This is a genomic window from Eubacteriales bacterium mix99 (genome assembly GCA_038396605.1).
Classification (GTDB): domain Bacteria; phylum Bacillota; class Clostridia; order Caldicoprobacterales; family DTU083; genus UBA4874.
Map to the genome: position 1 here is coordinate 738,274 of CP121690.1, position 26,842 is coordinate 765,115.

General features: G+C 50.7%; 25 protein-coding genes. 1 reads left to right on the forward strand and 24 read right to left on the reverse strand.

What is annotated here, in order from left to right:
* Positions 1-4 precede the first annotated feature (4 nt).
* The 8 genes from QBE55_03055 to QBE55_03090 all read right to left on the reverse strand — a co-directional run bounded on the left by QBE55_03055 (position 5) and on the right by QBE55_03090 (position 7,220).
* Complete coding sequence (locus tag QBE55_03055) at positions 5-1,654, reverse strand: ATP-binding protein (GenBank protein ID WZL79160.1); 1,650 nt, start codon at positions 1,652-1,654, stop codon at positions 5-7.
* Between the two features lie 4 nt (positions 1,655-1,658).
* Positions 1,659-2,336 (reverse strand): response regulator transcription factor, encoded by a 678-nt coding sequence (locus QBE55_03060; GenBank protein WZL79851.1) that lies wholly within the window; start codon positions 2,334-2,336, stop codon positions 1,659-1,661.
* Positions 2,337-2,502: 166 nt separating this feature from the next.
* Positions 2,503-3,156: a phosphate signaling complex protein PhoU gene (gene phoU / locus QBE55_03065; protein ID WZL79852.1), complete on the reverse strand. Its 654-nt coding sequence runs from the start codon at positions 3,154-3,156 to the stop codon at positions 2,503-2,505.
* 5 nt (positions 3,157-3,161) lie between these two features.
* Positions 3,162-3,911: a phosphate ABC transporter ATP-binding protein PstB gene (gene pstB, locus QBE55_03070; protein WZL79161.1), complete on the reverse strand. Its 750-nt coding sequence runs from the start codon at positions 3,909-3,911 to the stop codon at positions 3,162-3,164.
* Positions 3,908-4,735: a phosphate ABC transporter permease PstA gene (gene pstA, locus QBE55_03075; protein WZL79162.1), complete on the reverse strand. Its 828-nt coding sequence runs from the start codon at positions 4,733-4,735 to the stop codon at positions 3,908-3,910. Before pstA ends, pstB begins: the two co-directional genes overlap by 4 nt.
* On the reverse strand, positions 4,732-5,568 hold the full coding sequence (pstC, locus tag QBE55_03080) for a phosphate ABC transporter permease subunit PstC (protein WZL79163.1): 837 nt from the start codon (positions 5,566-5,568) through the stop codon (positions 4,732-4,734). The genes pstA and pstC overlap by 4 nt, the downstream gene beginning before the upstream one ends.
* Complete coding sequence (locus tag QBE55_03085) at positions 5,561-6,460, reverse strand: extracellular solute-binding protein (protein ID WZL79164.1); 900 nt, start codon at positions 6,458-6,460, stop codon at positions 5,561-5,563. The genes pstC and QBE55_03085 overlap by 8 nt, the downstream gene beginning before the upstream one ends.
* A gap of 169 nt (positions 6,461-6,629) precedes the next feature.
* On the reverse strand, positions 6,630-7,220 hold the full coding sequence (locus tag QBE55_03090) for a GDSL-type esterase/lipase family protein (protein ID WZL79165.1): 591 nt from the start codon (positions 7,218-7,220) through the stop codon (positions 6,630-6,632).
* Positions 7,221-7,503: 283 nt separating this feature from the next.
* Here QBE55_03090 and QBE55_03095 point away from each other — a divergent pair, with 283 nt between their 5' ends.
* Complete coding sequence (locus QBE55_03095) at positions 7,504-8,895, forward strand: MATE family efflux transporter (GenBank protein ID WZL79166.1); 1,392 nt, start codon at positions 7,504-7,506, stop codon at positions 8,893-8,895.
* Positions 8,896-9,060: 165 nt separating this feature from the next.
* Here QBE55_03095 and QBE55_03100 read toward each other — a convergent pair whose 3' ends face one another.
* From QBE55_03100 to QBE55_03175, 16 genes are all read right to left on the reverse strand, one after another.
* On the reverse strand, positions 9,061-9,756 hold the full coding sequence (locus tag QBE55_03100) for a PspA/IM30 family protein (GenBank protein ID WZL79167.1): 696 nt from the start codon (positions 9,754-9,756) through the stop codon (positions 9,061-9,063).
* Positions 9,757-9,774: 18 nt separating this feature from the next.
* Positions 9,775-10,815, reverse strand: coding sequence for a hypothetical protein (locus QBE55_03105; GenBank protein WZL79168.1), 1,041 nt, complete (start codon positions 10,813-10,815; stop codon positions 9,775-9,777).
* Positions 10,816-10,912: 97 nt separating this feature from the next.
* Positions 10,913-11,383 carry a tRNA adenosine(34) deaminase TadA gene (gene tadA, locus QBE55_03110; GenBank protein ID WZL79169.1) on the reverse strand — a complete coding sequence of 157 codons (471 nt, stop codon included), beginning with the start codon at positions 11,381-11,383 and terminating at the stop codon, positions 10,913-10,915.
* Positions 11,380-12,120 (reverse strand): nucleotidyltransferase family protein, encoded by a 741-nt coding sequence (locus QBE55_03115; protein WZL79170.1) that lies wholly within the window; start codon positions 12,118-12,120, stop codon positions 11,380-11,382. The genes tadA and QBE55_03115 overlap by 4 nt, the downstream gene beginning before the upstream one ends.
* Positions 12,121-12,142: 22 nt before the next feature.
* The gene (locus QBE55_03120) at positions 12,143-13,135 is read right to left on the reverse strand and encodes a diaminopimelate dehydrogenase (GenBank protein WZL79171.1); all 993 of its coding nucleotides are present in this window, start codon (positions 13,133-13,135) and stop codon (positions 12,143-12,145) included.
* A 486-nt stretch (positions 13,136-13,621) separates the two neighbouring features.
* Positions 13,622-15,040 carry an ISLre2 family transposase gene (locus QBE55_03125; protein WZL79172.1) on the reverse strand — a complete coding sequence of 473 codons (1,419 nt, stop codon included), beginning with the start codon at positions 15,038-15,040 and terminating at the stop codon, positions 13,622-13,624.
* Between the two features lie 265 nt (positions 15,041-15,305).
* Positions 15,306-16,160 carry a tetrahydrofolate dehydrogenase/cyclohydrolase catalytic domain-containing protein gene (locus tag QBE55_03130; protein WZL79173.1) on the reverse strand — a complete coding sequence of 285 codons (855 nt, stop codon included), beginning with the start codon at positions 16,158-16,160 and terminating at the stop codon, positions 15,306-15,308.
* Between the two features lie 22 nt (positions 16,161-16,182).
* Positions 16,183-16,809, reverse strand: a complete 627-nt coding sequence (locus tag QBE55_03135; protein ID WZL79174.1) for a cyclodeaminase/cyclohydrolase family protein — start codon at positions 16,807-16,809, stop codon at positions 16,183-16,185.
* Between the two features lie 42 nt (positions 16,810-16,851).
* Positions 16,852-18,567, reverse strand: coding sequence for a formate--tetrahydrofolate ligase (locus tag QBE55_03140; protein ID WZL79175.1), 1,716 nt, complete (start codon positions 18,565-18,567; stop codon positions 16,852-16,854).
* Positions 18,568-18,719: 152 nt separating this feature from the next.
* Positions 18,720-18,878, reverse strand: coding sequence for a hypothetical protein (locus QBE55_03145; GenBank protein ID WZL79176.1), 159 nt, complete (start codon positions 18,876-18,878; stop codon positions 18,720-18,722).
* Positions 18,879-19,307: 429 nt separating this feature from the next.
* Positions 19,308-20,645: a C1 family peptidase gene (locus QBE55_03150; protein ID WZL79177.1), complete on the reverse strand. Its 1,338-nt coding sequence runs from the start codon at positions 20,643-20,645 to the stop codon at positions 19,308-19,310.
* Between the two features lie 243 nt (positions 20,646-20,888).
* Positions 20,889-21,866 (reverse strand): ABC transporter ATP-binding protein, encoded by a 978-nt coding sequence (locus QBE55_03155; GenBank protein ID WZL79178.1) that lies wholly within the window; start codon positions 21,864-21,866, stop codon positions 20,889-20,891.
* Positions 21,867-21,868: 2 nt separating this feature from the next.
* Entirely contained in the window at positions 21,869-22,840 is a 972-nt protein-coding gene (locus QBE55_03160) for an ABC transporter ATP-binding protein (protein ID WZL79179.1), read from the reverse strand.
* Between the two features lies 1 nt (position 22,841).
* Complete coding sequence (locus QBE55_03165) at positions 22,842-23,678, reverse strand: ABC transporter permease (protein WZL79180.1); 837 nt, start codon at positions 23,676-23,678, stop codon at positions 22,842-22,844.
* Between the two features lie 19 nt (positions 23,679-23,697).
* Positions 23,698-24,696, reverse strand: coding sequence for an ABC transporter permease (locus QBE55_03170; GenBank protein ID WZL79181.1), 999 nt, complete (start codon positions 24,694-24,696; stop codon positions 23,698-23,700).
* A 140-nt stretch (positions 24,697-24,836) separates the two neighbouring features.
* A complete protein-coding gene (locus tag QBE55_03175) occupies positions 24,837-26,759 on the reverse strand; it encodes an ABC transporter substrate-binding protein (GenBank protein ID WZL79182.1) in 1,923 nt (640 codons plus the stop codon).
* Positions 26,760-26,842 lie beyond the last annotated feature (83 nt).

Consider the following 26,842-nt stretch of genomic DNA (forward strand, 5'->3'; position numbering starts at 1 on the left):
ACCATCAGCCCGGGAAGACAATTTCAAACTGGGTTCCCTCGCCTGGCTTGCCGGATACCCCTATCCTGCCTCCGTGGGCCAGCACAATGTGTTTTACAATGGCCAGCCCCAGGCCCGTCCCTCCGGATTTTTTCGAGCGGGATTTATCCGCACGGTAAAACCGTTCGAAAATCCGGTCCTGATCCCCGGCGGAAATCCCGATGCCGGTATCGGATACGGTGATCACCGTGTCCTTTTTTGTTCGGGTGATACAAACCCTGACACGGCCGCCGGCTTTATTGTATTTTATTCCATTGTCCATCAGATTATAGAACATCTCATAAATCAGTGCACGGTTTGCTGTCATGATGATATCGGAGCCCGCTACTTTCATGGTTACCTGATGATCAATGGCCTTTTGTTTCAGGGTATCCGCACATTCCGATGCCACTTCCGCAAGATCCACCTCCTCCTGAAACTCCCCGTCCCCGGGCTTCCCCTCATCCAGCCTGGAAAGCATCATGATGTCTTCGATCAGGGTAATGAGCCGGGAGGCTTCCCCCATGATTTTCCCATAAAACAAAGGCTTGTCTTCTTCCCGTACCATTCCGGCACTCAGCATCTCCACATTCCCATATATGCTGGTCAAAGGCGTTCGGAGCTCATGGGAAACATTTGCGGAAAATTCCCTCCGCATTTTCTCCGCCTGAGACTTTTCTGTGATGTTCAGGAAAAACACTGCCACTCCGATCTGCGGCACAGGGCTGATCAATACGCGGTATTCCTTTTCCTCCCTTCTGTGGATCATCTCTCCCCGATGGCCCTGCAAAGCCTGTCTGAGCTTCCCGGAAAACTCCATATCCCGCAGCAGTTCCAATGCGCTTTTTCCTTCCGCAGTGTCATCCGTATGAAAGATACGCGAAGCGCTTTTGTTTACCGAAAGGATTGTCCCGCGCAGATCAAACAGCACCACACCTTCCTCCATTTGATCCATAATGGCCTGGATCGTGTCAGTGCGCTTCTTTAACTGCCTGCTGTCCTGCTCGATTTGGCTCCGATACTCCGCAATTGCCCTGGCAAAGGAGGCCAGTTCGTCATAGGGAACGTCCGGAGGATCTGCAGAAAGGTCCACCTGATTGATCGGCTCCACCACCCTTTGTGCAAGCCGCCTGGACGTAAAATATCCAATGAGGATAAACAGCAGGACAACTGCAGCGGTTCCCGGCAGGATATCGGAAAACATGCCGCCGATGCTGTGGATGGTCTTCGCGGTTCGAAGAACGGAATCATCCGACAGCCGGATGGCATAGTAATAGGTTTCCGTTCCCAGGGTGTCGGAAAAACGGCGGCTCTCCCCATGCCCCATGGACAACGCTTCTTCTATCTCCTCCCGGCCCAGATGATCCCCCAGATTTCCGGAACGGACCATATTGTCAAATAAGACCACACCCTTCTGCGAAATAAGACTCACACGCATATCTTCAGGCCGGACCTGCCTGAGATAATGAAAAGCCCTCCCGGAATCATCCTTTTCAAACATCTGCGCACGTTCCTGCAAATCGGCACAGGCCTGGGAAGACAGCCGATGATAGAAAAGGATACAGAGCACCATGGAGACAAGCAGGATTCCAAGAGTCACCAGTCCTGCCATCTGCCGGAATATCCGTTTTCTCAAATTCCTATCCTCCAATCTTATATCCTACATTGCGTACGGTTTTTATGGCATTCCCGGCTTCCCCCAGCTTCTGGCGAAGCGACCGGATGTGCATATCCACTGTACGACTTTCCCCGTTGTAATCAAAGCCCCAGACCTGCTCCAGCAACCTGTCACGGCTCAGTACGATGTCTTCATTTATCATCATATACTGCAGCAGCTCAAATTCCTTATAGGTAAGGGAAATTTCCCTGCCCCCCACCTTTACCGTGCGCCGGTCGGGACTCAGCCGGATGGAACCGACCTGCCGCTCCTTTGGATCGCTTTTCCCTGCCTGATATCTGCGGAGTACCGCCTTCACGCGTGCAAGGGCTTCCATAACAGAAAAAGGCTTGGTGATATAATCATCCGCCCCCAGGTCCAGGCCCCTGATACGATCCATTTCACTGCCTTTGGCGGTCAGCATGATCACTGGGATGTCCCTGTATTTTCCGGTTTGCCGGATTCTTTTCAAAATGCAGATGCCGTCGCTTCCGGGCAGCATAATGTCCAACAGAACAAGAGCGGGCAGTTCTTGTTCCAGCGCAGGAAAAATGTCGTCCCCCACTGCAAAGCCGGTGGCTTCAAATCCTGCCGCATGAAGTGTATAAATCATCATTTCCCGTATGCTGTCGTCATCCTCCACCACGAAAATATTCTGCATTGCGTTCCCTTCCTGCACTCCGTATCCCTCCCGTGCCCTTGTTTTCGATCACCGCTGTTATTCTTCAAATTTTTGTTTCCACTTTTATCATTCTTACTTTTATCATTTTTATTTTTTCATTTCGCCCTTTCGTTTTTATTCTCCCGCTTTTATTCTTCCGTTTATTTCATGCTTCTTTTCCTACATGTTTGCCCGTAAGGGAATAAATAACCCACTCGGCAATATTGGTGGCATGATCGCCAATACGCTCGTAGTATTTCGCAATCTGCATCAGATCAAATGCCTGCTCCCCGTTCCCCGCATCCTCATGCACCAAGATGATCAGGTCCCGCTTGATCTGCACAAAAAGATCATCCACCACATCATCATACTCAATAATTGACCTGGCGAGATCCAGATCTTTCCGGACATAGGCATCTATGCTGCCGGTAACCATTTTAATGGTCGCATTGGCCATCTGCGAGATATGTTCCAGCTTTTTGATGTAGGTTTGCCCCGCAAGATAACCGCAGATTTCAGAGATATCCGCTGCCTGATCCCCGATCCGTTCCATATCCGTAATCATTTTCAGCGCAGCCGAAATCTGCCGTAAATCCCGTGCCACAGGCTGCTGACTGATCAGAAGCTTCATGCACTGGCTTTCGATCTCCCTTTCCTTCTCATCAATGATCCCATCGTTGCTGCGAATCTCGTCGGCAAGGGCCACATCCTGCTCCACAAGGGCTCTGGTCGCACCGGAGATGGCATGCTCAATCATGGCGCCCATCTCTATCATACTGTTGTTCAGGGCAGCTAACTGCCCATCAAGCCCGCTTCTCATCATTATCATCCGAACCTCCCGGTAATGTAGGCTTCCGTCCGCTTATCCTGCGGCAGGGAGAACATTTTCTCTGTATCATTGTATTCGATTACTTCCCCGAGAAGGAAAAATGCTGTTTTGTCGCTGATTCTGGCTGCCTGCTGCATATTATGCGTTACAATCATTATACTATAATGTTCTTTCAGCGTCAGCATCAGTTCCTCTATTTTTCCGGTGGAAATGGGATCCAGCGCACTGGTCGGCTCGTCCATCAACAGCACTTCCGGGGAAACAGCCAGCGCCCTGGCAATACAGAGCCGCTGCTGCTGTCCGCCGGACAGTCCCAGAGCGGACTTTTTCAGCCGGTCCTTTACCTCCTCCCATATGGCTGCACCCCGCAGGGATTTTTCCACAATTTCATCCAGCTGATACCTGGATCGGATGCCATGCGTACGGGGACCAAAGGCAATGTTGTCGTACACGCTCATGGGAAACGGATTAGGCTTTTGAAACACCATGCCTACCCGCTTGCGCAGCAGATTGACATCCATTCCATTGTAAATATTGTCGCCGAAAAGTCGGATGCTTCCGGTGATCCTGCAGTCTTCCACCAAATCGTTCATTCGGTTCAGCGTTTTTAAAAAAGTGGATTTTCCGCAGCCGGAAGGCCCGATCAGGGCGGTGATATTCTTCTCTTCCACCGACAGATCAACGTTGCGGAGCGCCTGAAATGTTCCATAGTACAGATTCAGGTTCTCAATCGTAAAACAGTTCATATAGTCCCTCCAATCCTTTTGACAATTCTGGAAGAAAGCGTATTGATGAGGACGACCACCGCCAGAAGTACCACAGCCGTTGCATAACCCTCATTCGTGTGAAGCCCTTCACTGGACAGTGCGTACATATGGACTGACAGGGTACGTGCGGACATCATCGGACTGGAAGGAATCTGCGCCACTGTTCCGGCCGTATAGATAAGGGCTGCCGTCTCCCCCACAATACGCCCGATTGCAAGGATGATCCCCGCAAAAATACCCGGTATGGCGGCGGGCAGCACAATCCGGAAGACCGTCCACAGCTTGCCGGCTCCCAGCCCATAGGATCCTTCCCGGTACAGATCAGGTACCGCCTGAAGTGCTTCCTCGCTGGTCCGCATGATCAGCGGCAGGATCATAATGGAAAGGGTAAACGCCCCGGCAAGCAGCGAAAATCCCCAGCCAAGCTGTGTGACAAAAAACAGCATCCCGAACAGGCCATATAAAATGGAAGGAATCCCGGAGAGGGTTTCTGCCGTGACACGGATGACCGATACGGCCCTGCTGCCTTTCCTGGCATACTCCGAAAGATAGATGGAGGCAAATACACCCAGAGGCACCGCTATCACCAGGGAAAGAAGCGTCATGAGTATCGTTGAAAGGAGCGCCGGCATCAGGGATACATTTTCACTGTTATAATGAAAGGAAAAAAGTGACGGCTTCAGATACGGAATCCCCCTGACAAGAATGAAACCCACCAGAAATAACAGTATGCCCACAGTGATCAGAGCGGCTGCCCATGTAATGGCCTTCATAAAGCATTCCTGAACCATCTGCTTTTTCATTTTCCTTCCCTCCCTTTCAAAACGGAAAAGGTCAGATTGATGATCAGAATGAATACAAACAGGACAACGCCCGTGGCGATCAGAGCCTCACGGTGCAGCCCGGAAGCGTACCCCATTTCAACAACGATATTTGCCGTGAGGGTCCTCACGCCTTTCATCAGGGACACCGGCATACGCGCCTGGTTTCCCGCCACCATGATAACCGCCATGGTTTCTCCGATGGCGCGGCCTATTCCCAGTACAACCGAGGCCAGGACACCGGACTTTGCCGCAGGGAGCACCACACGGAATACACTGCGGTAATGTCCCGCTCCAAGAGCCAATGCCCCCTCGTAATACAATGCCGGCACAGCACGCAGTGCGCTTTCCGCAACTTCGACAATCGTCGGCAGGATCATAATCCCCAGCAAAATACAGGCTGAAAGAATGCTGTTTCCGGTCAGCGGCACGATCGCCGCCATGCCAAAGAATCCATATACCACGGAAGGGATTCCGGCAAGCAGCTCCACCCCTGGCTTCATGACCTGATACAGCTTTTTCGGGCAGACACAGGCAAGGAAAACGGCAGTCAGCAGGCCAATGGGAACGCCGGTCAGAATGGCTCCCGCCGTTACATACAGACTTCCAAGAATCATCGGAAGGATGCCGAACTCCGGAGGGGTATCCGTAGGTGACCATTCGGTTCCTCCAAGGAAATTCAGCAGCCCGATTTTCCTTATAGCGGGAATCCCATTTGCCAGCAAAAAGAAACAAATCAGCCCCACCGCCAATATGGATGCAAGTGCCGCTGCAAAGAACACGGCGCTCATTCCCTTCTCTTTCCACTTATTCATTGAGATCCCTTTCTTCACCGACATCGCTCCATTTGGCGGCTTCACCCGTAAAGATATGTTTTACCTGATCCGTGGTAAGGGTGGATATGGGATTTGCCTTGTTCACGATTACCACAATACCATCCAGGGCGATTTTCTCCGGCATAAGCTCAGTGAGCTCATTGTCCTTCAGTTCCCTGCTGGCCATGCCAATATCGCATGTTCCTTCCATCACAGCTGTCATGCCGGCAGTGGAATCACTCTGCTGAATTTCGATTGTTGTATCCGGATTGATCTTCTCATACGCTTCCTTCAGCTTTTCCATAACCGGCGTCACAGAGGACGATCCGGCTACTGTTATTTTCCCGGATAACGGATTGCCTGCGTATGCCGGAGCGTGGTCGTCCATGGCAATATAGCTGTCCGAAATGACCTTCTGCCCTTCCGCAGACAGAATAAAGCTGATAAAATCCTTTGCAGGTCCGGTGGGCTCCCCTTTTGTTGCGATATAAAAAGGACGGGCGACGGCATACGTTCCGTTCTTGATATTCGCGGCGGATGCATCCACGTCGTCAATCTGTACTGCCTGGACCGTATCGTTCAGTGATCCCAATGACAGATAGCCGATGGCGTACTTTTCCCCGGCGATGTTTGTCATCATGACATCCGTCTGTTTCGCGATGACGGCTTCCCGGGTCATTTTATCCTTCCTGGATCCATCGCTGTTCTTTTCCTCCATGCCAAATAGTTCAATAAAGGCACTGCGCGTACCGGAACCATCCTCTCTGGATACCACGCTGATCTCCCTGCCGTTATCAAATGCCGAGCCTTCCGTAGTCGTATTGTCTGCGCACCCAAACAGCGAAAACGCAGGAACTGCACAAAGCAATACCATAACAAAAAATTTTTTCATTTCCCTTTCCCCCCATTCTTTTTCTTACAGAATCATCATACGGGAGGAAAATATAAGCCGAATGCATGGAATGTAAAATCTGTGTAAAAAGGCACAAAAAAAGAAGCTCCCTGAGTCAGCAGAGAGTTTCAAGCCCTTAAACCAATCAAAAAAAGGTGGTAAAAAGCTCTCAGCGAAGTGCAAGCTCTTTTCGAATCATACCCGCCACCTGCTTTGCGCACAACCGGTATCCTTCCTCCGTCAGGTGAAGTCCGTCCGGACATTTACAGCAGTTCCGGTCCTTCCGCATCAGGGCATACAGATCGTTCACCGGGATATGCTCCTGTGCCATCAGCTGTTTTGCAGCGTCATTATACTTCTGTACCCAACTGTTTTCATAATTGATTTCCACTCCGGTACCGGTGTTGTCCGGAGAGGACCCCTTCTCCGCTATTGGGGTCGTTGTGGCAAATATAATCCTTGCTCCGTTTTGACGGATCTCATGGATAATTCTTTTCAGGAAATGAACGTATTCGTCAACGGGATGTATGGCTTCCTTCATCGGAGGCTCCACGTTCATATCCCAATACCCGTTATTCCAGTGCACAATGTCAAACCGCCCGTATTCCCTGAAAAGCTGATTGGCCTGCCACAGAGTATAGGAAGCAAAGCGTCCGTTATCTTCCGAATAAATCACTTCACATTCCCCTTTGAGCAAGTCCCGCACATAATCGTCGTATCCCATGCGAATGGAATCGCCCAGCAAAAGTACCTTTTTCATTCCTGTAACCCCTTTCATGAAATGGATTGATTCAGACATAAGTATATCACGTCTGTATCTGTCTGCGAATGGAATCAAAACATCAAAACGGAATGATTCGAATATCTTTCGTTGAATTCGTTGAACAGGCACAGCAAAAAGCATATAATAAGAAATTGTTGTGTAGTTTATTGTATTGATACAAACCAGCTGAAATTTTATGGGAGATGAAGAAAATGGGTATTACCATGCCGGACAGAAGGCAGGACAATCATCAGGAGATTCCAAAGGGAGGAGTCCCGTTATGACACAGATTCTGACCCGGGACCGTTCCTATTACAAAAGCCTGATCACCCTTGCCCTGCCGGTGGCAGCCCAGGGCCTGATTGCCTTCCTCTCCTCCTTTGCGGACAACCTGATGGTCAGCTCCCTGGGGGACGAAGCGGTATCCGGTGTTTACTTTGCCAGCCAGATCAACACCTTTGTACAGATGTTCACCAGCGGCATCAGCGGAGTCATCCTGATTCTCTCCGCCCAATACTGGGGGAAGAAAGATGTCGCCAACATCAAAAGCATTATCGCCATCGGAGTACGCCTCTCCCTTATCGTCGGCGCAGTCGTATCTCTGGTCTGTCTGCTGTTCCCCGGCACGGTGATCGCTATTTTTACCTCCGAGCCGGGAGTCGCCCGGGAAGGCATCGTATACCTGCGGACCGTTGCCCTGTCCTATCTTTTCTTCTGTGTTACCCAGGCGCTGCTCAGTGCCATGCGTTCAGTGGAAACCACCTCCATCGGCATGACGATTTCCCTCCTCTCCCTGACAGTGGATGTTTCCCTGAACGGCGTGTTTATCTACGGCCTTGGATGGGGCGTATTCGGCGCGGCACTGTCCACGTTGATCGGGCGTGTCATCGAAGCGGCTGGGATTATTGTCTATGTTTTTGTATTTGATAAAAAGCTCAAGCTTCAGCTTTCTGATATGCGACGGTTTGACCGGACGCTTCTGCATGACTTTTTCCATTACGGACTGCCCCTCATCGCAGGCGAACTGATATGGAGCGTAAATCTGATGGGAAATTCCATCATCTTCGGACATTTCTTTGGCGCTTCCGTTGCCACGGCGGTATCCGTCGCCAATACCATGGATACCCTCGCCTACATCGCCATCAACGGCTTGTCATCCGCAGTCGGCATCCTTACCGGCAAAACGGTGGGAGCCGGAAAATACGATCTCATGAAGGAATATGCCCGAACCACCCAGGTGATTTTCCTGTTTGTCGGCCTGCTCTCGGGAGCGTTGGTGGCAGGGCTCAGCAAACCTTTTATCCATCTTTATTCCGGTGTATTCGGCGGCGGCATCAGCACGGCAGCTGCCCGGGAAGCCACCCTTCTGATCCGTGTCCTGTCCGTCACCACCGTCGGCCGCGGATACCAGGCGCCCTGTCTCTTTGGATTAGTGAAATGCGGCGGAGATATTTCGTTCATCTTCAAAAACGATACCTTCTTCGTATTATGTGTGGTGCTGCCCTCGGCACTGATTGCTGCGTCCCTGAGTGCTCCGGCCTGGGTGGTCTTTGCCTGTCTGAAATCCGATCAGATTTTAAAATGCTTCGTCGCCGTGATCAAGGTCAACCGGTTCAACTGGATGAAAAACCTGACACGGTCCAATACAGCCGATGCCGTCCATCCAGCCTGAAGAACATTCCGGTCTGGAAAAGCCATACAGATACGAAGGAAAATACGCAGTACAAAAAAGTCCGAAACGGTTCGTCTGAAAGACAGCCGCTCCGGACTCCTTTTATATCAGCCATTGCTGGCTTTGCTTTATCATGGGTTCCTCCTGCAATTACCTGATGATAGACTATTTTTGATCCTTGTCCATACCCAGTTTTTCTTTCAGGGCAGCCAGTTCATTTTCCACGGATGCGTTTGTATCAACGCTTTTATATTTTTCCTCCAGGGTCTGTGCCTCATCAGCCGGCTGTTCGTCCAATTCGCTTGCAGCGTTTGCCTCGTCCATCATGCGGTTCGCTTTTTCTTCCATCCGGCTAAAGGCTCCCATCGTTCCCTTCATTTTGTCTGCACCGGCTCCCAGCTTGTTTACCCTGTCCTGCGTTTTTGCCACGGAAACCTTGGCAGCGATGGCCTGCCGACGGGCATTCAGATCATTGATGTCCTTTACCAGCTTGTCGTGCATATCCCGCATCTTCGCGGCATTCACATGAGCAGCGTCATAAGCGGTCTGCAGACCGGCACCGGCACTTTCCAGCTCCTGCTTCTTTGCCAGAAATACTCTTGCATCGTCTTCATTTCCAGCCATCAGCGCTTTCTTTGCAAGACCCTCATATTTGGCCACGGAAGCCGCATTTTCATCCACCAGTCGTTTGGTACGGGTTTCCTCTGCCATAACCCCTGCCGTTTCCCTTTTTACGTCAGCCAGATCCTTGTTGGCCTTCCGGAGGTATTCGTCAACCATTTTGGAGGGATTCTCCGCTTTGTCCAGCAATGCGTTAACATTGGAAGAAATAATGTCCCCAAATCTTGATAACATTCCCATAGTGATTCCGATTCTCCTTTATTTATCATATTTTTTTGCCCGTTCTTCCGCTTCCCCGCTTCCAAAAGTCTCAAGGGGGGTATGCAGTATTTTCTCGGTATCTTCGGCTTCCTTGTTTTTCTGTTTTTTATAACTGCGCCACCAGAAAAACGCAACTGTCAGAACAGCCAGAATGCCTAAAACAACGAGTACCGGGACCCACGGTGATGTCATAACGGACATAATCCGTTCCCCTGCTTTGTCAAAGGCTTTGGAAAACATCTGATCATCCGTCAGATCCTGATCATAATAATATCGGTCGATATAATCCAGAAGGATATCCATGGCCTCCTGATCCAGGACGGTCTTCGCCTGGCTGCCGGCCAGATACCAGGTATGATACGTGTCTTCGTATTCAAAGAAAATCACCAGCAAATGCGCTTCGTCAGAGAACAGGGACTCATAGGTGCTGTTTGCAAACTGCTCCACCTGATCGTCCGAAGGGGCATGCGTTCCGTCGATCGTATCCGTAATATACAGATAAGGCTGTACCCCGGTCTTCTTATAAAAATTCTTCAGGCCGGCGGTCAGGGTTGTCTGATTTCCAATCCAGTCCAGTTCGTCTGTATAATAACCTGTTTCCGTAACTGCCCCTTTCGGCAAAGGTTCGCGCTTCACAGTGGAAGCTGTTATCTGCCCGAAAGAGTCTGTATTATTATTGTTGCTTTGGCCTGGTAAGGAAGTGATGAGAACCACTGCCACGATAAGCGCAATGAGTACGGTAAGGCAGCCAGGACCACTCCGGTGAAAAAATGGCCCGCGTCTTCTCCTGCCGCTCCTTCTCCCCATCTCATATCCAAAAAAGGCAGGGCCCATGCCGCTGGAATTCCAATGCGGGGAAGATCCGAACCCGCCAAATGGATTCCCGGATCCGCCGCGGTTGAAACCGCCCGAGCCGCCGCGGTTATAGCCGCTTGAGCCGCTGCGTCCGCCAAAGCTGCGGCCTCCGCCTCCGCCGCCAAAACTTCGTCCGCCACCTGAACTTCCGCCGCCTCCCCGAGACGCACCCCCTCGACCCATTGAAACAACTCCCTTCAAAACATCTTAGACTATTATAACATGAGAAAAAACGGGGCACAACTTTTGAAAATCATAGCCTGATTCATAGCTTAAGCCTTCATGCATTCCGTTTTTGTCTGAAATAATCTTTCATGATCCGGGAACAGGGCTCTGCCAGAATGCCTTCCACGACCTCCGCCCGATGATTGAACCGTAGATCCTCCGGCAGATTACAGAGACTGCCGGCGCAGCCTGCCTTGGGGTCCCTGGATCCGAAAATCACCCTTTGGATCCGTGCCTGCAGGATGGCACCGGCACACATGGGACAAGGCTCGATGGTAACGTACAGATCACAGCCTGTCAGACGCCAGCCGCCCAGAGCGGCAGAAGCACGGCGGATCGCCACCATTTCTGCATGCAGGGTGGGATCCTTTCCCCTTTCCCTGCAGTTGAATCCGCGGCCGATCACCATCCCATCCTTTACCACAACGGCACCAATGGGGACTTCATCCAGCTGAAAGGCTTTCTGCGCCTCTGCCAATGCCTGCTCCATAAACGCAGGATCCACTGCAGGATTCCTTTCCGTCATTCCTGTTCTACCCGATATAATTCCTGTACTTCCCCATAGGCATCCGGCGTGCCGATATCATAACACTGCCCCTGAAAGACATACCCGTAAACCGGCTCCCTCCGGCAAAGCCAGGCAGGAAAATTGCCGGGCGCATCCGGATTGTTACCCTCTTTCAGATAGTCCTTCAGCAGCTTCGCCGTTTCCCTCTTATAGATATATACCGCAAACGCTCCGATATGAGACTTCGGATTTTTCGGCTTTTCTTCAAAATCATAGATCCGGTCATTTTCGTCCATCAGTACAATGCCCATTTTCGCCAGTTCATGAGGCTTTACTTCCTTGACACAGACACAGGAACCATTTACTTTTCGATAATATGTGTAGAAATTGGAAAGGGAAAAATCCATGAGATTGTCTGCCGCCAATACGATAATATCGTCGGAAATGCCGGCACGGTCCAGAACAAACTGCAGGTCCCCCAGGGCACCCAGCCTTTTATCCTCCTCTGTTGTTCCGTCATCGTAAATCGTTATAGGCAGATCCCGCCTTTCCCGGGCCTTCCAATCCGCAAACTGACGGATAAATTTACGGTTGGTTACGACGTGGACTTCATCCACTGCCTGGATCCCCTCCACATTGTCCAATATATGATCCAAAATCGGTTTTCCGCCAACTTTTAAAAGTGCCTTCGGCGTATCCAGCGTCAAGGGATACAGCCGTGTCGCATAGCCGGCGGCCAGAATAATTGCCTTCAAATCCAACACCCCTGATTTTTTATTAAAGAAGCTTTTTCCGAAGCTCTGCCCCGGTTTTCGGAGACAGGTAAGCCGGCGGCACGTCCAGAACGGTACGGGCGCCGGTCTGTCCTTCCGCACTCATCCGACAGGCTGCCCTGGTATAGGCAACCAATATGCTGGAAGTAAACTCCGGGTTGCTCTCCAGGCTCAGGGAATATTCCATGATCTGTCTGGACTCATTGTTTCTGCCGGTTTTCCCGCTTCGAATCACAAATCCACCGTGGGGCATGGCAGAATGATCCCTCTTCAATTCCTCTTCTGTCAGAAAGGTAACCTTTGTCTCGTATTTGTCAAAATAATAGGGCATCGTCCGGATTTCCTTCTCAATCCGTGCCCGGTCCGCTCCTTCTTCAGCAACCACATAACATTCCCTTCGGTGCATGTCTCCGACCGCAAGATCCGGATCCTCCCCGCTGCGGACCCGTCTGACGGCCTCATCCACGGGAACGGTATATTGCCTGGCATCCCGGACGCCCTTTATCCTCCGAATGGCATCAGAATGTCCCTGGCTGATCCCCCTGCCCCAGAAAGTATAGTTCCTACCTTCCGGAAGAATCGCCTCCGACATCATCCGGTTGATGGAAAACAAACCCGGGTCCCATCCGACGGACAGAATGCTGATGTGTCCGGTCTTTCCGGCTGCCTGATTCATGCTGTCAAAATACTCCGGTATCTTCGCATGGGTATCAAAGCTGTCCACCGTATGGAACCGGGATGCGAAATACGGTCCCTGCTCCGGCAGATCAACAGCAGATCCCCCGCAGAGGATCATAACATCAATCTGTCCCCGCATATTTTCTGCTTCCTCCACCGGCATGGCTTTCCTGCTTTTGTCCAAAAGCGGTACCGTATCCGGCGGCCTGCGGGTGAATACACCGACGAACTCCATGTCCGGGCATCGGCTCAGAGCACACTCCACTCCCCTTCCGAGGTTTCCGTAACCGACTATTCCAACTTTGATCCTATCTGTCATATCCGTACCTTCCTTCCGGTTTCCTGTATCAATAACCTGCAGCAGGCTGCAGGCTTTCCTTCATAAATTCTCCGGATCTTGTCCGAAAACAGGCCATACCGCATTTTATCAAAAATCGTGGGATTAATCAATTCCACAAATGCCCATGATAGCGTCAATTTACTGTAGGGAAAGAAAGAATAGAGACATCCTGAAATATTCTTACTAGCAACAGTGGTCTTGATTGATTTCATTAATTTTAACAGCAATCAATCTTGTCAGCTGCATTTATTCCACGATCTGCTTGACAACGAGCCTCTGCCGGTGTGGCTTACGGCAGATGTCGGCAGCAGCCATCTCTAACAGCGGGATAGGCTTTGGAGCGGTTGCTGCCGTACCTCAATGCTACCACACCGACTTCTCGTTATCAAGCAGCTTTCGCGGCATAAACGCTTGATCTATGTCGTCCCGGCTATTAAAAACGCCATAACGAGCTTTATGAAGGGCCTAATAGCGTATTCCGGCCATACTCCTCATCTCATTAAACAGCCCTGTCTTTTTCCCCATGGTAATTACAGTTGGGCTGCTACTCCATGAACCAGCATATCTGCTTTCTGATGATTTCCTTACTTCCTTGATTAATTCATCCTGCAATTCATGTTTCCTGTTCTCCTTCTCCTTAAGCTTCTGTGCCATAACCAGGTCATAGATCCTGCCGCCATTTTTCTTATATACGATAAGTTTGGACATCCTGGCAACACCTTTTTCAGACCATCCCTTAGGCCTGCTGCTTAGCCTGCTTGAAAACACATGGCTTATATGACCTTCGGCACTGCATCCTATCAGTTCATAGTCCTTATCAGCCTTTATTTCTATTCCATGCCAGTTATTCAATATGTACCGTCTGGCATCCTTAACTGCCTTCCTCTTCGTTTTGGAAACCGTTCGTTTGAGGATCTTCTTGAAAACATCCTTGACCATGTCCTTGTCCGGCCAATCCAATGCATCCTTCAACTCCTGATAGATGTCTCCATCGTTTAAGTGTGCAGTCGCAGTTATCATATATTTCTTAAGATGAAAATTGTCCAGCACAAACTTGCTTTTGGGAATCCAGTCAAGCCCGGCCTTAATCCATGATGCCCCATCCCCGGAAAGGTATATGGTTTCAATGAAATCCATGTTGTACTGCTTGTCTATATATTCTATGACCTCCAGCCACAGATCCTCACTCTCATCATACATGCCGCCAAAATATTTAACGTTTTTAAGCCTGGTCCTTGTTTGGCTGCTTTTTTCGGGATCTACGCCTTCATGAACATAAACCAGCCTGGGCATAGCTATCTTGCTTTTATCGTCTTCTCCCTGCAGGGAAACATGATCTTCATCTGCTTCAACATACAGTATCCTGACATCCCTCTTCTTGTCCACCTTATGCTCATGTTCGCTGATCTCAAGGTTATGTATTTTATCCATAACAGCCTGCTTGCTTATTTCATCCATATATCCGGCTCTTTCTCCACCTTTCCTGTAGCTGCTGTCTATGGCCTCTTCCACCACATTGATCACCACATCTGCACTCACTCTGTCATGTGGCTTAAGACCAACAAGCTCATCAACGAGATATTTCCTTTTGCCACCACTCTTTGGCTTAAAATACGTTCTATTATACTTGATCGTTCCAAAGGTCGTTAAGATCCCTGTCTCATCTTTCCTGACAATCTCCCAATTGTTTTTCCTGACCCCGGACTTTCGAAGCTGTTCATCCATCCCCTCAAGAGTCTCCACCAGTATATTCCGACCAAGTTCAAACAGATCCTCCTGCAGCCCCAGAGTCAGTTCTGCCAGATCCTTACCTTCCCTTAAAAATTCTCTTACCTTATTTTCTGTTTTTCTTGCAAACTCGTTAAAATCTTGTATACTGTACATGGAAGGTGACACCCTTTCTTAATATTTTTGTGATGATCAATATTTTAGCAGGATGTCGCCTTCTTTTCAATCCTTATGGTAATTTATTACTCTTAATCCCTACGGTAACTTTACGCTAACAATGCCCATACGAAACTAAAGTTACTATGCCTTTACAGATTTCCTTTCAAAGTTTAACATTTATTGCCTTTCAAATATCAGCTTTTTTATCATAAGAACAAGACAAATCTTTAAATTCTATCGTTTTAATACTTTCCCGGTGCGGTTATCGGTTTTCGCCGCAGGCCTTCATTGCTGCCTGCACAACATGCCTTGCCAGGACCGATGTGGTAACCGTACCCACGCCTCCCGGCACCGGAGTAAGGAATCCCGCTTTTGCGCGGACTTCGTCAAAACATACATCTCCGCAGAGATTCCCTCTTTCATCCACATTTGTCCCCACATCTATCACAGCTGCCCCCTGCCCGACATCGTCTGATGTAATGAGGCCGGGCCTGCCGGCAGCCGCCACAAGAAGTTCGGCATTCCGGCAAATCTCTGACCGGTTCGCTGTCCGGGTGTGGCAGATAGTAACCGTGCCGTGCCTCTGAAGCAGGAGCATGGCAACCGGTCTTCCCACCACCATGCTCCTGCCTACGATCACAATGTTTTTCCCCTCTATGGGAATCCGATAAAAGTCAAGGATTTCCAGCACCGCCTCCGGCGTACAGGGCGCAAATCCGCTGCCATCCCCTTCAAAGACCTTTGCTACATTGACAGGACTGAAGCAGTCCACATCCTTTTCAGGATCCATGGCATATTGTACGGTCTCTTCCCGCATGTGCCGGGGCAGGGGCCGGAAAACCAGAATCCCGTGAATCGATGCGTCCTGATTGAGCTTTTTGATTTCCCGGATCAATTTCTCCTGGGATGTGTCTTCCGGATAAGAAAAGACAGTACACCGGATGCCCCACCCTTCGCATTTTTTTATGGCAGATCGCTCATAGATCCGGTCATCCGGCCGGTCTCCCAGACGGACCAGCGCCAGATGAGGAAAGACCCCTTTTCTCTTCAGCCTGTCCACATCGGCTGCTGCCCGATCCTTCATGGCCCGGGATACCTCAGAACCTTTCAGAATCACTGCGTTCCCTCCTTCGCACCGGTCAGCCGACAATTCGTTTCTCCACCCTCTGATAAACCAGATCCGCTTTTCGGACACCGGACTCCATCATCCGGGCCGCCCTGGCATTCAACTCTTCCGCACAGGGCCTGTTCCTCATGGAGGAAGTATTGATCTGGACGTTCAGCTGCGCTCCCATCAGGGCCGATTTACAGAGCAATACGCCTACGCCGATATCACTGATGGCTATTCCGGTCCCTTTTTCAGACAATTTCTCATGCAGATCGATGCATCCCAGGCATTTTTCCATGATCTCCATGGGAACACTGCATGCATTCTCCAATGCGGCTTCCATTTCCTCCTCCCGGATTTTCTTTTCTTCCTCTGTTCCTCTGGGAAGGCCATACACCCTGGAAAGCGGTGCAAAAACCTCCCCATCCTTTTCCACCAGGACAAGCAGCTCCTGCTGCAGCGCATTAGCCCTGCCAAGGATTCCCTGAATATCATCCTGCACATTTTCATATTTTTTCTTATTCAATGTAAGATTTCCCACCATGCTGCCCAAAGCCATGCCCAGAGCACCTGCCAGAGCGGAAGCCCCGCCTCCTCCCGGAACCGGTGCCCGGGAGGCCAGCATGTCAAGAAATTCCCTGCAGCTTTTCTCCATCATAACCGTTTTCCCTCCCGAGAATATATTTTCAATCAGAACAAATCAGAACAAACCGGAAATCACCCCTGCCGGGCTGACGTCGATCTTCTCCGCCGCAGGCACCCGGGACAGTCCAGGCATGGTCATAATGTCCCCGGTCAGCGCGACAACAAAGCCGGCTCCTGCGGATACCTTCACATTCCGAACGGTAATGCGGAACCCTTTTGGCCGGCCCAGTTTCTTCGCATCGTCCGAAAGGGAGTACTGTGTCTTGGCAATGCAGACAGGAAGCCTGCCAAATCCCAGGGATTCCAGCCGGTCGATCTCCTTTTGCGCAGCGGGGGCATAGTCCACACCGTCTGCTCCGTAGATTCCTCCGGCAATGGTTTCCATCTTCTTCCTCAGCGGCATTTCATCCGGATAGAGGAAATGGAACCCATTGCTGCCTTTCCCATCTGCCAGCCGGAGTACCTCCTTTGCCAGCTGAATGCCTCCTTCTCCTCCCTTTGCCCAGACCTCCGACAGAGCCACAGGGACCTTCCGCTCCCTGCACCGGTCCTCCACAAAGCGAAGCTCCGCCTCCGTATCCGTGGGAAAACGGTTGACGGCCACCACCGCCGGCAGGCCAAACTTCACCGTAATGTTTTCAATATGCTTGAGCAGATTGGGAATCCCTTTTTCCAATGCGCTGAGATCCTCTTTTCCCAGAGCATCCTTCTGTGCCCCTCCGTGCAGCTTCAGGGCCCGGACCGTAGCTACAATGACGACGGCAGACGGCTTCAGACCGCCCATGCGGCATTTGATGTCCAGAAACTTCTCCGCTCCCAGATCTGCACCGAAACCGGCTTCTGTCACAGCATAATCCCCCAGCTGCATTGCCATCCGGGTTGCTGCGATACTGCTGCATCCATGGGCAATATTGGCAAATGGTCCGCCGTGAACAAAAACCGGGGTATGCTCCAGTGTCTGAACCAGATTGGGTTTTATCGCATCCCGGAGCAGGGCGGCCATGGCACCCTCCGCTTTCAGCTGTCCCGCCGTAACGGGCTGATCGTCCCTTGTATAGCCCACTACGATTTTCCCGAGCCGCGCCTTCAGATCCTCCATATCTCCGGAAAGGCACAAAATTGCCATAATCTCCGATGCGGCCGTGATGTCAAATCCGTCTTCCCGGGGAACCCCATTGGTCCTGCCGCCCAGTCCGTCCGTAAGGAACCGAAGCTGCCGGTCGTTCATGTCCATACAGCGTTTCCAGGTAATCTTCCGTACATCCAGATCCAGTTTATTTCCCTGATAGATATGGTTGTCCAGCATGGCTGCCAGGAGGTTATTGGCAGCGCTGATGGCATGCATGTCCCCGGTAAAATGCAAATTGATGTCCTCCATGGGAACAACCTGGGCATAGCCGCCTCCGGCTGCTCCTCCCTTTATGCCGAACACCGGACCCAAAGACGGCTCCCGGATGGCCAGGACAACCTTTTTGCCCAGCTTTCGCAAGGCATCTCCAAGCCCGATGGTCGTGGTGGTCTTGCCTTCCCCGGCAGGAGTCGGGTTGATGGCAGTCACCAGGATCAGCCTGCCATTTCCTGCCGGTTCGCTGTTCCCTGTCTGACCGTTGTTTCCCATCCCGTCCTCCGTCAGAGCCAGGCTGTTTACCTTGCATTTGTATCTGCCATAAGGTTCCATGTCATCCTCCCCGATCCCAAGGGCTGCTGCTACTTCCCGGATCGGCTTCATCTTCACGCTTTGCGCGATCTCAATATCGCTTTTGTACTGCATATCCCAACCTCCCTGAATTTAAGTATCTGTCTATGAACCATTATACAAAAATATCCGCTGCACTTCCACGATGATATCGCCGATGGGACAAAAATAAGAACAGGGAAAAGAAACAAGCTCGCAGAAAAAAGGAAAAATGGCCGAGGATTCGGTCATTTTTCCATCTTATGAATGAACTGATATTTTCTCTTCGTATATTGTTCATATTCTTCTTCATCCAAAATGCCTTTTTCTTTCAGGGTATTCAGGTAATTTACAAAATCCTTACAAATTTCAACGAGGGCAGTAACACAGCGTTGGTTCTCATCCATATAAAACCCTCCCCCATGTAACATGACCTGACTGATTGCTCTGGTATCATATCCTCTATAGCCCATAATTATCCTGATTGCTCCCGCTTCGCTACTCTAATTCTCTTCAATCAATTACTTATTCTCTTTCTTCCTTGTATTTCCTCTAATTTCCGAAAAATTTCCCATTCCTTCTACGAAAACTTTTCGGATATCTTTTTCCTTTCAGTGCAAAAGGCGTATTTCTGTAAAATAACAAGGATGCTTATCTGTTTTATGATATGTTTGGGTATCCGCAAATATGACTTTATTTTCGTTCAATGGGATCCAAATGAAATCCACAGAACAAAATGCATGAAAAGACCCGCCTCCTGCGTAAAGATGCGGGTCAATGATTTTCCTGTCAGTTTCAGCTGCAGCGATGTTTTCCTGCGGCGCAGTTCGTCAAAGCTATCTTGCCAGAGATCCCATGGGATCCCAGGGCTTCAGGGGAATCGGCTCCTGCTCCCATTCCTTTTGAATGGCTTCCGGCAGATATTTTTTGTTCACAACAACCTGATACATGAACTCATCAAACCATTTGTCGCTCATGACCATGTATCCTTCCTTCCCGGTTTCCTTCCCCCAGCTGTTTTCCACTCTCCACCGGGTGGAATTTCCCTTCTCATCCAGATCCACACCCATAAATACCATGGCATGGGTCATCTGGCTTTCTCCATAATCCAGTCTCTGTGCCTTATTCATGGAGAACTCCGTATCAAACAGATCGTTCACCCGAACAGCATCCATATCCAGGATTCCTTTCTTTCCAAGACTGCTCTGCCCCACGTCGCAGCCAAACCATACCGGCTCATTATCCTTCAGCTGTGCAATGGCAGCTGCCTTGATCGGAGCCAGCTCCAGGTTCAGGTACTTCACAGGTCGGCCTTCCTTCACATTTCCCAGATAGGAAACCGTGTAGGTCTTATGAAATGGCTTGTCGGCGGTGGGAGCATTGATCAGGCTGATGTACTGCTCCAGATCCATATCCACATATTTTTTGAAAAACTCCACCGGCGTGATGTTTTTGTCGGAAATATAGATCTTGTCTTCTCCCCTTGCTTCAAAGTCAAAGGATTTGGGGGGCACTCCCAGGCAGATACAAAGAATCGTATAGATATGATTCATATATCCCTTCTTCTCCTCCCGAAGGGTTTCCACGGATTTGCCGGCCTGGTATCCTTCCCGCAGTTCACAGGCATACTGACGCAGCAGCTTGGTCAAAAAACCGTCCATTTCCCTTGTGTTCTCGGAATTGACCGTTTCCGGCATAGCATATTTTGGAACCACGCCGTATTTGTTCACCAGGTTGACCAGCATATCCCATTGTCCGCCGTCATTCATAGGTTCGGACAGCAAAAAGGCAATCAGTCTCCCATCCCGTTCTTCCTTCATCGTTTCCAGGATGCTCTCCAGAAAATAATTGGCCTTTTCCAGCTTGTCATAAAACAAAGGATAACTCTGGGACAATTCAAATGTCTTCAGATTCAGCTTTTTGATGATCCGATACCGCATCGTATTCAGTGCGGAAAACATCCAGCATCTGCCGCTCTGCTTCTGATCCGTGATATCGCCCTGCTCCAGACTGATGGAAAAATTATGCGGCACTTTTCCAAATACCAGCGGATTGGTCGCTGCCTTGATCACACCGTTGGTGGATGCGGCATTCATGGCAACCTGATTGGCACGGCTGCCCTGAAAACTGCTTTCAAACTTCCTTAATTCCTCAAAAGATATTTCCTTCTGCATAGAAACAACCTTCCTTTCCCGATCTGTGGACTTCATTTTTTCTTTCCCAATCTTTCTTTCCCGATCCTTGATGCACTAACCCTATTCTACAGGGAACTCATGGAGGATTCAAGCGGATTGCTGATTTTTTCCGCTTTTCCACAAAGGAATGGGAAGTGTCCGGATCCGGGAAAATAAAACGCCCCGGACAGCCCCGTGAATCAGAAAAAACACAATTCAGAGGCAGTCCGAAGCACAGAACCGTCAGGAAATCAAGGGATGCCAGCACGCTGCCTTCCGGGATCCCCTGGAATCCGAATCGGTCATCTCCGGTTGTTTTTCCCGGCATTCCTTTGTCGCATAGGGACAGCGCGGAGCAAATTTGCAGGCGGAAAGGGCATATTCCTTATCCTCGGTATCCGGCATTGCCATCTCCTCCTTCCATTTGCCCCCCACCCGTGGTACGGCATTCATCAAAAGCTCCGTATAGGGATGTGCCGGGTCCTCCATGATCTCCCTGGCCGGACCGTACTCCACCAGACAGCCGCGGTAAAGAGTGGCGATGAAATCGGAGACGTAATAGGCCGTAGAAAGATCATGGGTGATATAGAGAAAGGAAACCTGATACTGATCCTTCAGCTGCCGGAATAGGTTGACGATGTTCATCTTCATGGAGGCATCGATGGCGGCAACCGGTTCGTCTGCAACAATCAGCTTTGGGCGCGTAATCAGAGCCCGGGCAATTGAAATGCGCTGAAGCTCCCCTCCGGAAAACTGAGTGGGGTATTTATCCCTTACCGAGGCCAGGGACATGCCAACGCTGCGAAGTGTTTCATCGATTCGTTCCTCCGCTTCCCTGTGATCCTTTGCAATACCCAGCCGGAGTGCCGTATTGAACAGATAGGTGTCCACTTTTTTGCGTGCAGAAAAGGCCTCATAGGGATTCTGGAAAATCGGCTGAACCTCCATTCGGAACTGCCGGGGATCACATTCCTTCGAATTGGAATAGGAATGGCCATCCAGTACAATATCCCCTCCGTCCGGTTTGTAGATACGCAAAATCATCCGGCACAGGGTGGACTTTCCACATCCGGATTCCCCGACCACCGACAGGATGGTCGGCTCATCGGAGTCCATTGCAAGGGAAACTTCGTCTACGGCCACAAGCTTTTTTCCTCTCAGCATGCCGCCAATCCGGAAGATTTTTGTGACATCTTTCAGTTCCAGCAATTTTTGTCCCATTTTTAGTCCACCTCCTTTTCCCGCATGTGACACGCCACAAAACGGCCGGGCTCCACTTCCCGAAAAGTCGGCGCCTCGCAGCGGCATCGTTCTGTCGCCTCAGGGCAGCGCGGTGCAAACCGGCATCCGGGAGGCGGATCGGTCAGCGCAGGCGGCTGCCCCGGAATCCCGACCTTCTGTCCCCGGTCCCCTACCCGGGGCAGTGCTCCAATCAGCATCGTGGTATAGGGATGAATCGGGCTTCGGAAAATATCCTCCGTTTTGCCCAGCTCCACGAAGCTTCCCGAATACATAATGGCCATGCGGTCAGTCACCTGATAGTGGACACCCATGTCATGGCTGACCAGCACGATGGTATTCTTCAGCTGCTTCTGCAGACGCATCAGCATCATCAGGATACCGCGCTGCACCACGACATCCAGGGCGGTGGTCGGTTCATCCGCCAGCACCACATTGGGAGACAGGAAGGTAGCCAGGGCAATGATCACCCGCTGGCGCATGCCGCCGGACAACTGAAAGGGAAAGGCGTCCAGAAGGCCCGGGGAAAGGTCCAGCTCCTCCAGGTATTGGCCAACCTGCCTGAGAATATGCCGGTCGGATTCTTCCTCCCGGATTTTTTCGGGAACGGAGTCCAGAAACTGAGCCTTCAGGCGTGTGATGGGATTCAGCACACTTTGAGCCGCCTGGGGAATATAGGAAATACGATCCCACCAGGTTTTGCGGATTTCGCCGGATTCACAGGAAAAGGACCGGCCGTCTTTTTCACCGCTCAGGATAACCCGGCCCGAGTCAATCTCCAGCGGAAACTCCACAATATCATAGATGGCTTTCAGAAGCGTCGATTTTCCGCAGCCGGATTCCCCTGCAATGCCAAAAATTTCGTTGTCCCGGATTGTAAAGTCCAGATTGCTGACAACATGCACCTTTCCGTCAATGGTCCGATAAGAGGTGGACAGATGATCAATTTTCAGCATATTACCTCCCTCTCTTCCTGGACAGATAGTCATTGTAACCTGTAATCAATAGAAACAGCCCGATAAACAGCAGTACCGTTGCCATGATGGGCGAGCCGATCCAGAACCATTGCCCGGCAAAGATGGCGTTGCGTTCCCTGGCCCATTGGATCATGTTGCCCAGGGAAATCAGGTTTGCCGGGGACAGGCCCAGGACGGCAAGGCTGGATTCCGAGGCAATGGCGGACAGGGTCGCATTCATGAAATTGGACAACGACCACGTCAGGGCAAAGGGAAGGATTTCCGTCAGGATCACCTGGACCGTACCCTCCCCGGAAAACCACGCCGTCTGAATAAAGTCCCGTTCCTTCATCGTCAGAGCCATGGAACGGATCTGACGGCTGGGCCAGGCCCATGCAAACATGGCCAGCACCAGCGCCATCAGAACAGCGGTGGAGGTTCCTTTCATCAGAGAGGTCATCAGAATCAGGATGGGCAGGGAAGGAATGACAACAAAGGTATCCGTGACAACCGTCAGTACACGGTCCACCACACCGCCGGAAAAGCCTGCCAGCAGTCCCACAAACACCCCTACAACCGTGCCAATCAGGGCAACAATCAGTCCGATCAGGAGCGAATTGTGAATCGCCTCCATCAGCAGCCAGAAAATATCCTGCCCCAGGCTGGTGGTGCCCAGCCAGTGCTGCCAGGAGGGCGGAAGCTTCCCCGGATAGCTGTTGTAGGTGAAGGGATTGACATGGGGAATATAATACAATGCAAATCCAAGAACCAGGAAGAAGGCTGTCATCACCATGCCAGTCTTCAGGCGGCCATTCGCATTTTTCCAGAACTTTTTCATGTGCTCCGTTCCTCCTCTCTCAACTGTACCGAATCCGCGGGTCGATGAACGGATAAATCAGATCCACAATCAAAGTCGACAGGGAAATGGCGACAATGGAAATGGTGATGCAGCCCAGAATCATATTGTAGTCCGACTGCAGAATCGCCTTTTGAATCAAGGTACCGACACCGGGATAGCCAAAGATGATCTCGGTCATGATGGAACCGCTGAATACTCCGCCGAGGCTCATTGCCAACGCTGTGACCTGCGTCAGAACGGAATTGCGGAAAACATAATTCCTGCCGATGATTTTTTCCGGAATCCCCCGGTAGCGGGCATACAGTACAAAATCCTCTTCTGCCGTGGCACCGGAAAGGGATTTCATGGATATGATCCACCACCCTGTTCCCACCAGCAGCATCGAAACAGCAGGCAGAACGGATGCCCGGAGAAGGGAGCCCAGATACGAGGTAACGCCTCCCATGGAGTTGATGTTGGACTGAAGGGGAAACCAGCCCAGCAGAAAAGCAAATACGATCTGCAGAATCAATGCGATAATAAAATAAGGAACCGGATAAAGACATATTGCGATCCCCTCCATAATTTTGGAGGACCGTTTGTCTTTTCGGAATCCCGCCTGCAGGCCGATAAGATTGCCGATGATCCAGGCTATCATGGTGGTCGTCAGCGACAGGATCAGGGTATAGGGCAGATATGTCCGGATGATCTCCCCTGCAGGAGTGGGGTAACTCATCAGGGAAGGCCCGAAATCAAAATGAAGCAGGCCTTTCCAGAGGAAGGAACCGTATTGCTCCAGAAGGGATCCTTCCAGACCGAACTGAACACGCAAGGACCGCCGCAGCGATTCCAGCTCAACGGGATCCATCTGTCCGGAACGGGACTGAATCTGTCCGATCATGCTCTCCACCGGGTCGGAAGGAAACATCCGCGGAATAAAAAAGATAAAGGTAACACCAATCCATATCGTCAGAATACATGTCAGGATACGAAGGAAAAAATATTTGCGAAATTTCATAGCTGCACTCTCTCCTTTGGTGGAAGAAGAATAAAAAGGGGGGGCATGTCATCAAACGGGGATACATGCCCCGGCCATTCGTTCAGCATTGATATTCCTATAGAATCATACTCTTCAGTGAATCCGTCCCGTTGTTTCTGCTATTTTTTGGCACCGACAGGAGAGACCTCGGTGGTAATATATTTGAAGCAGCTCCACCACCACCATGGGCCATTGTAAGGATCCTCGGCGTTGGGGTAATGCTCCCAGTAGGTGCTGTTGGTCGGCACAAATTTGATGCCGGAATGAAATCCGATGAAAGGAAGATCCTTTACCGCAATCTTCATAAAATCCATGGCCAGATCATAGGATTTTTCATCATCGGGAGACAGATTCGCCATTTCATGAATGATCTGCGTTGCTTCGGCATTGTTCCAGCGGGAACCCTGTCCGGCGCCCCGTTCTCCCAAAGGCACGATGAGATCGGCGTCCCAGCCGCTGATCTGGGAATAAATATCCCTGGTGATCCCGCCGGTGGGCCAATAGCCCGCAATCTCGTAATTTCCGGTGGCACCGTTGGTATCCCAGGTCGCACTGCTTTCGCTGGAAAGGCTGCAGTTGAATCCGAACTTGACCAGCTGGTCATAGGCAGCGGTAAGTCCGCGTCCTGCCTGCGCCTCCGTATCCGCCAGATAAGTCATTTGAATCGTGAAGGGCTTGCCCTTGAAATACCATCCATCCGCTTTCTTTTCCAGCCCGGCTTTGAGAAACAGCTTCTCCGCCGCCTCCGGATCATATTTCCAGCAGCCGATGCCGAACATATCAATCAACTCGTCTTTGTCCGTGGGAATATCATACCCCTTATCCCGGAGCTTTTTTGACATCCGCTCCGCATAGCCGGTATCAAAGGGCCTGACCTTCGTCCCATCGCCCAGGTCCAGCTCGAACTCTTCCAGCCAGGGGAGCAGCGGCTTGTAATACAGCTCCTGCATGGCACTGGTATCCGTCAGAATCGGCAGGGGACTGGTACGGCCCACACCGCTGAATATGCTGTCGGAGACTTCGTCAAAGTTCATCGCCAGCGCTACTCCCCAGCGAAAATCAGGACTGCTGTAAGGTTCCTTGGCCATTTCAAATGCCAGTCCCTTGGAACAGGGATCATCACTGGTGGCGTAAGGGAATCCATCGTACCAGGCGGAGATCTTGCCATTGTCCTTTGTCATAACTTCCAGCATTTCCGGCGTAACCTCGCACAGAATATCGACTTCATTGTTGATCATGCTCATCTGCCGGGTGGTATCGTCTCCAAGGGATTTAAAGAGAACGTACTTTGCCTGAGGCATCTTGCCGGTCACAACTCCGACGGTACTGTTTTTCCAGTCTTTGCGCCGCTCATAAAGAATCCACTTGCCAAGCTTGTCATAGGATTTTACGGTATACGGACCAGCCACCACAGGCTTACTGTCCTTGAAATTGGTGACATCCTTTGCCTTGGAATAGATATGTTCCGGTACAATGCGCAGATCATTGCCGTAAATGGTAACACCGAATTTCTGCGCCAGTCGGGGAAACGATTCCCTGGTTACAATCCGGACCGCATAATCGTCTTCCTTTTCCACAGAGGAAAAGATGGTATTGTAATAATCATGCGCCCCAATACCGGGGGTGGACATAATCATATTGAATGTGAACACAACGTCGTCGGCATTCAGATCTTCCCCGTCGGACCATTTGATCCCCTTGCGGATCTTCACGGTATGCTCGGTAAAATCATCATTGGACTCGGGCATACCATCCGCGACTTCTCCGAACTGCTCGCCTTTGACCGTATCCATCTCCCACATCATGGCGGACATCAGCTGGTGAATGCCAAATCCCACCTGCGTGCCCTGCATATAGGTGTTGAACTGTCCCGGCACATCTGTCGGCGTCTGTGTTTCGACGATAAGGGTTTCCCTGCGGGGAGTGCCTACATCCGTCATTGTTTCAGTGGACGAGCCGGACTTGCATCCCGTCATTGCCGCAGCGGGGAGCAGAAACAGCATGGTAAAAACGAGTATTCCGGAAAGATTCTTTCTGAACATAGATTCCATCCTCCTTTTCATTTTGATTAACAGTAAAAAAGCTGCTTCCTGATCTGTTAATCTTTTGTAACCGGAGATCCAAA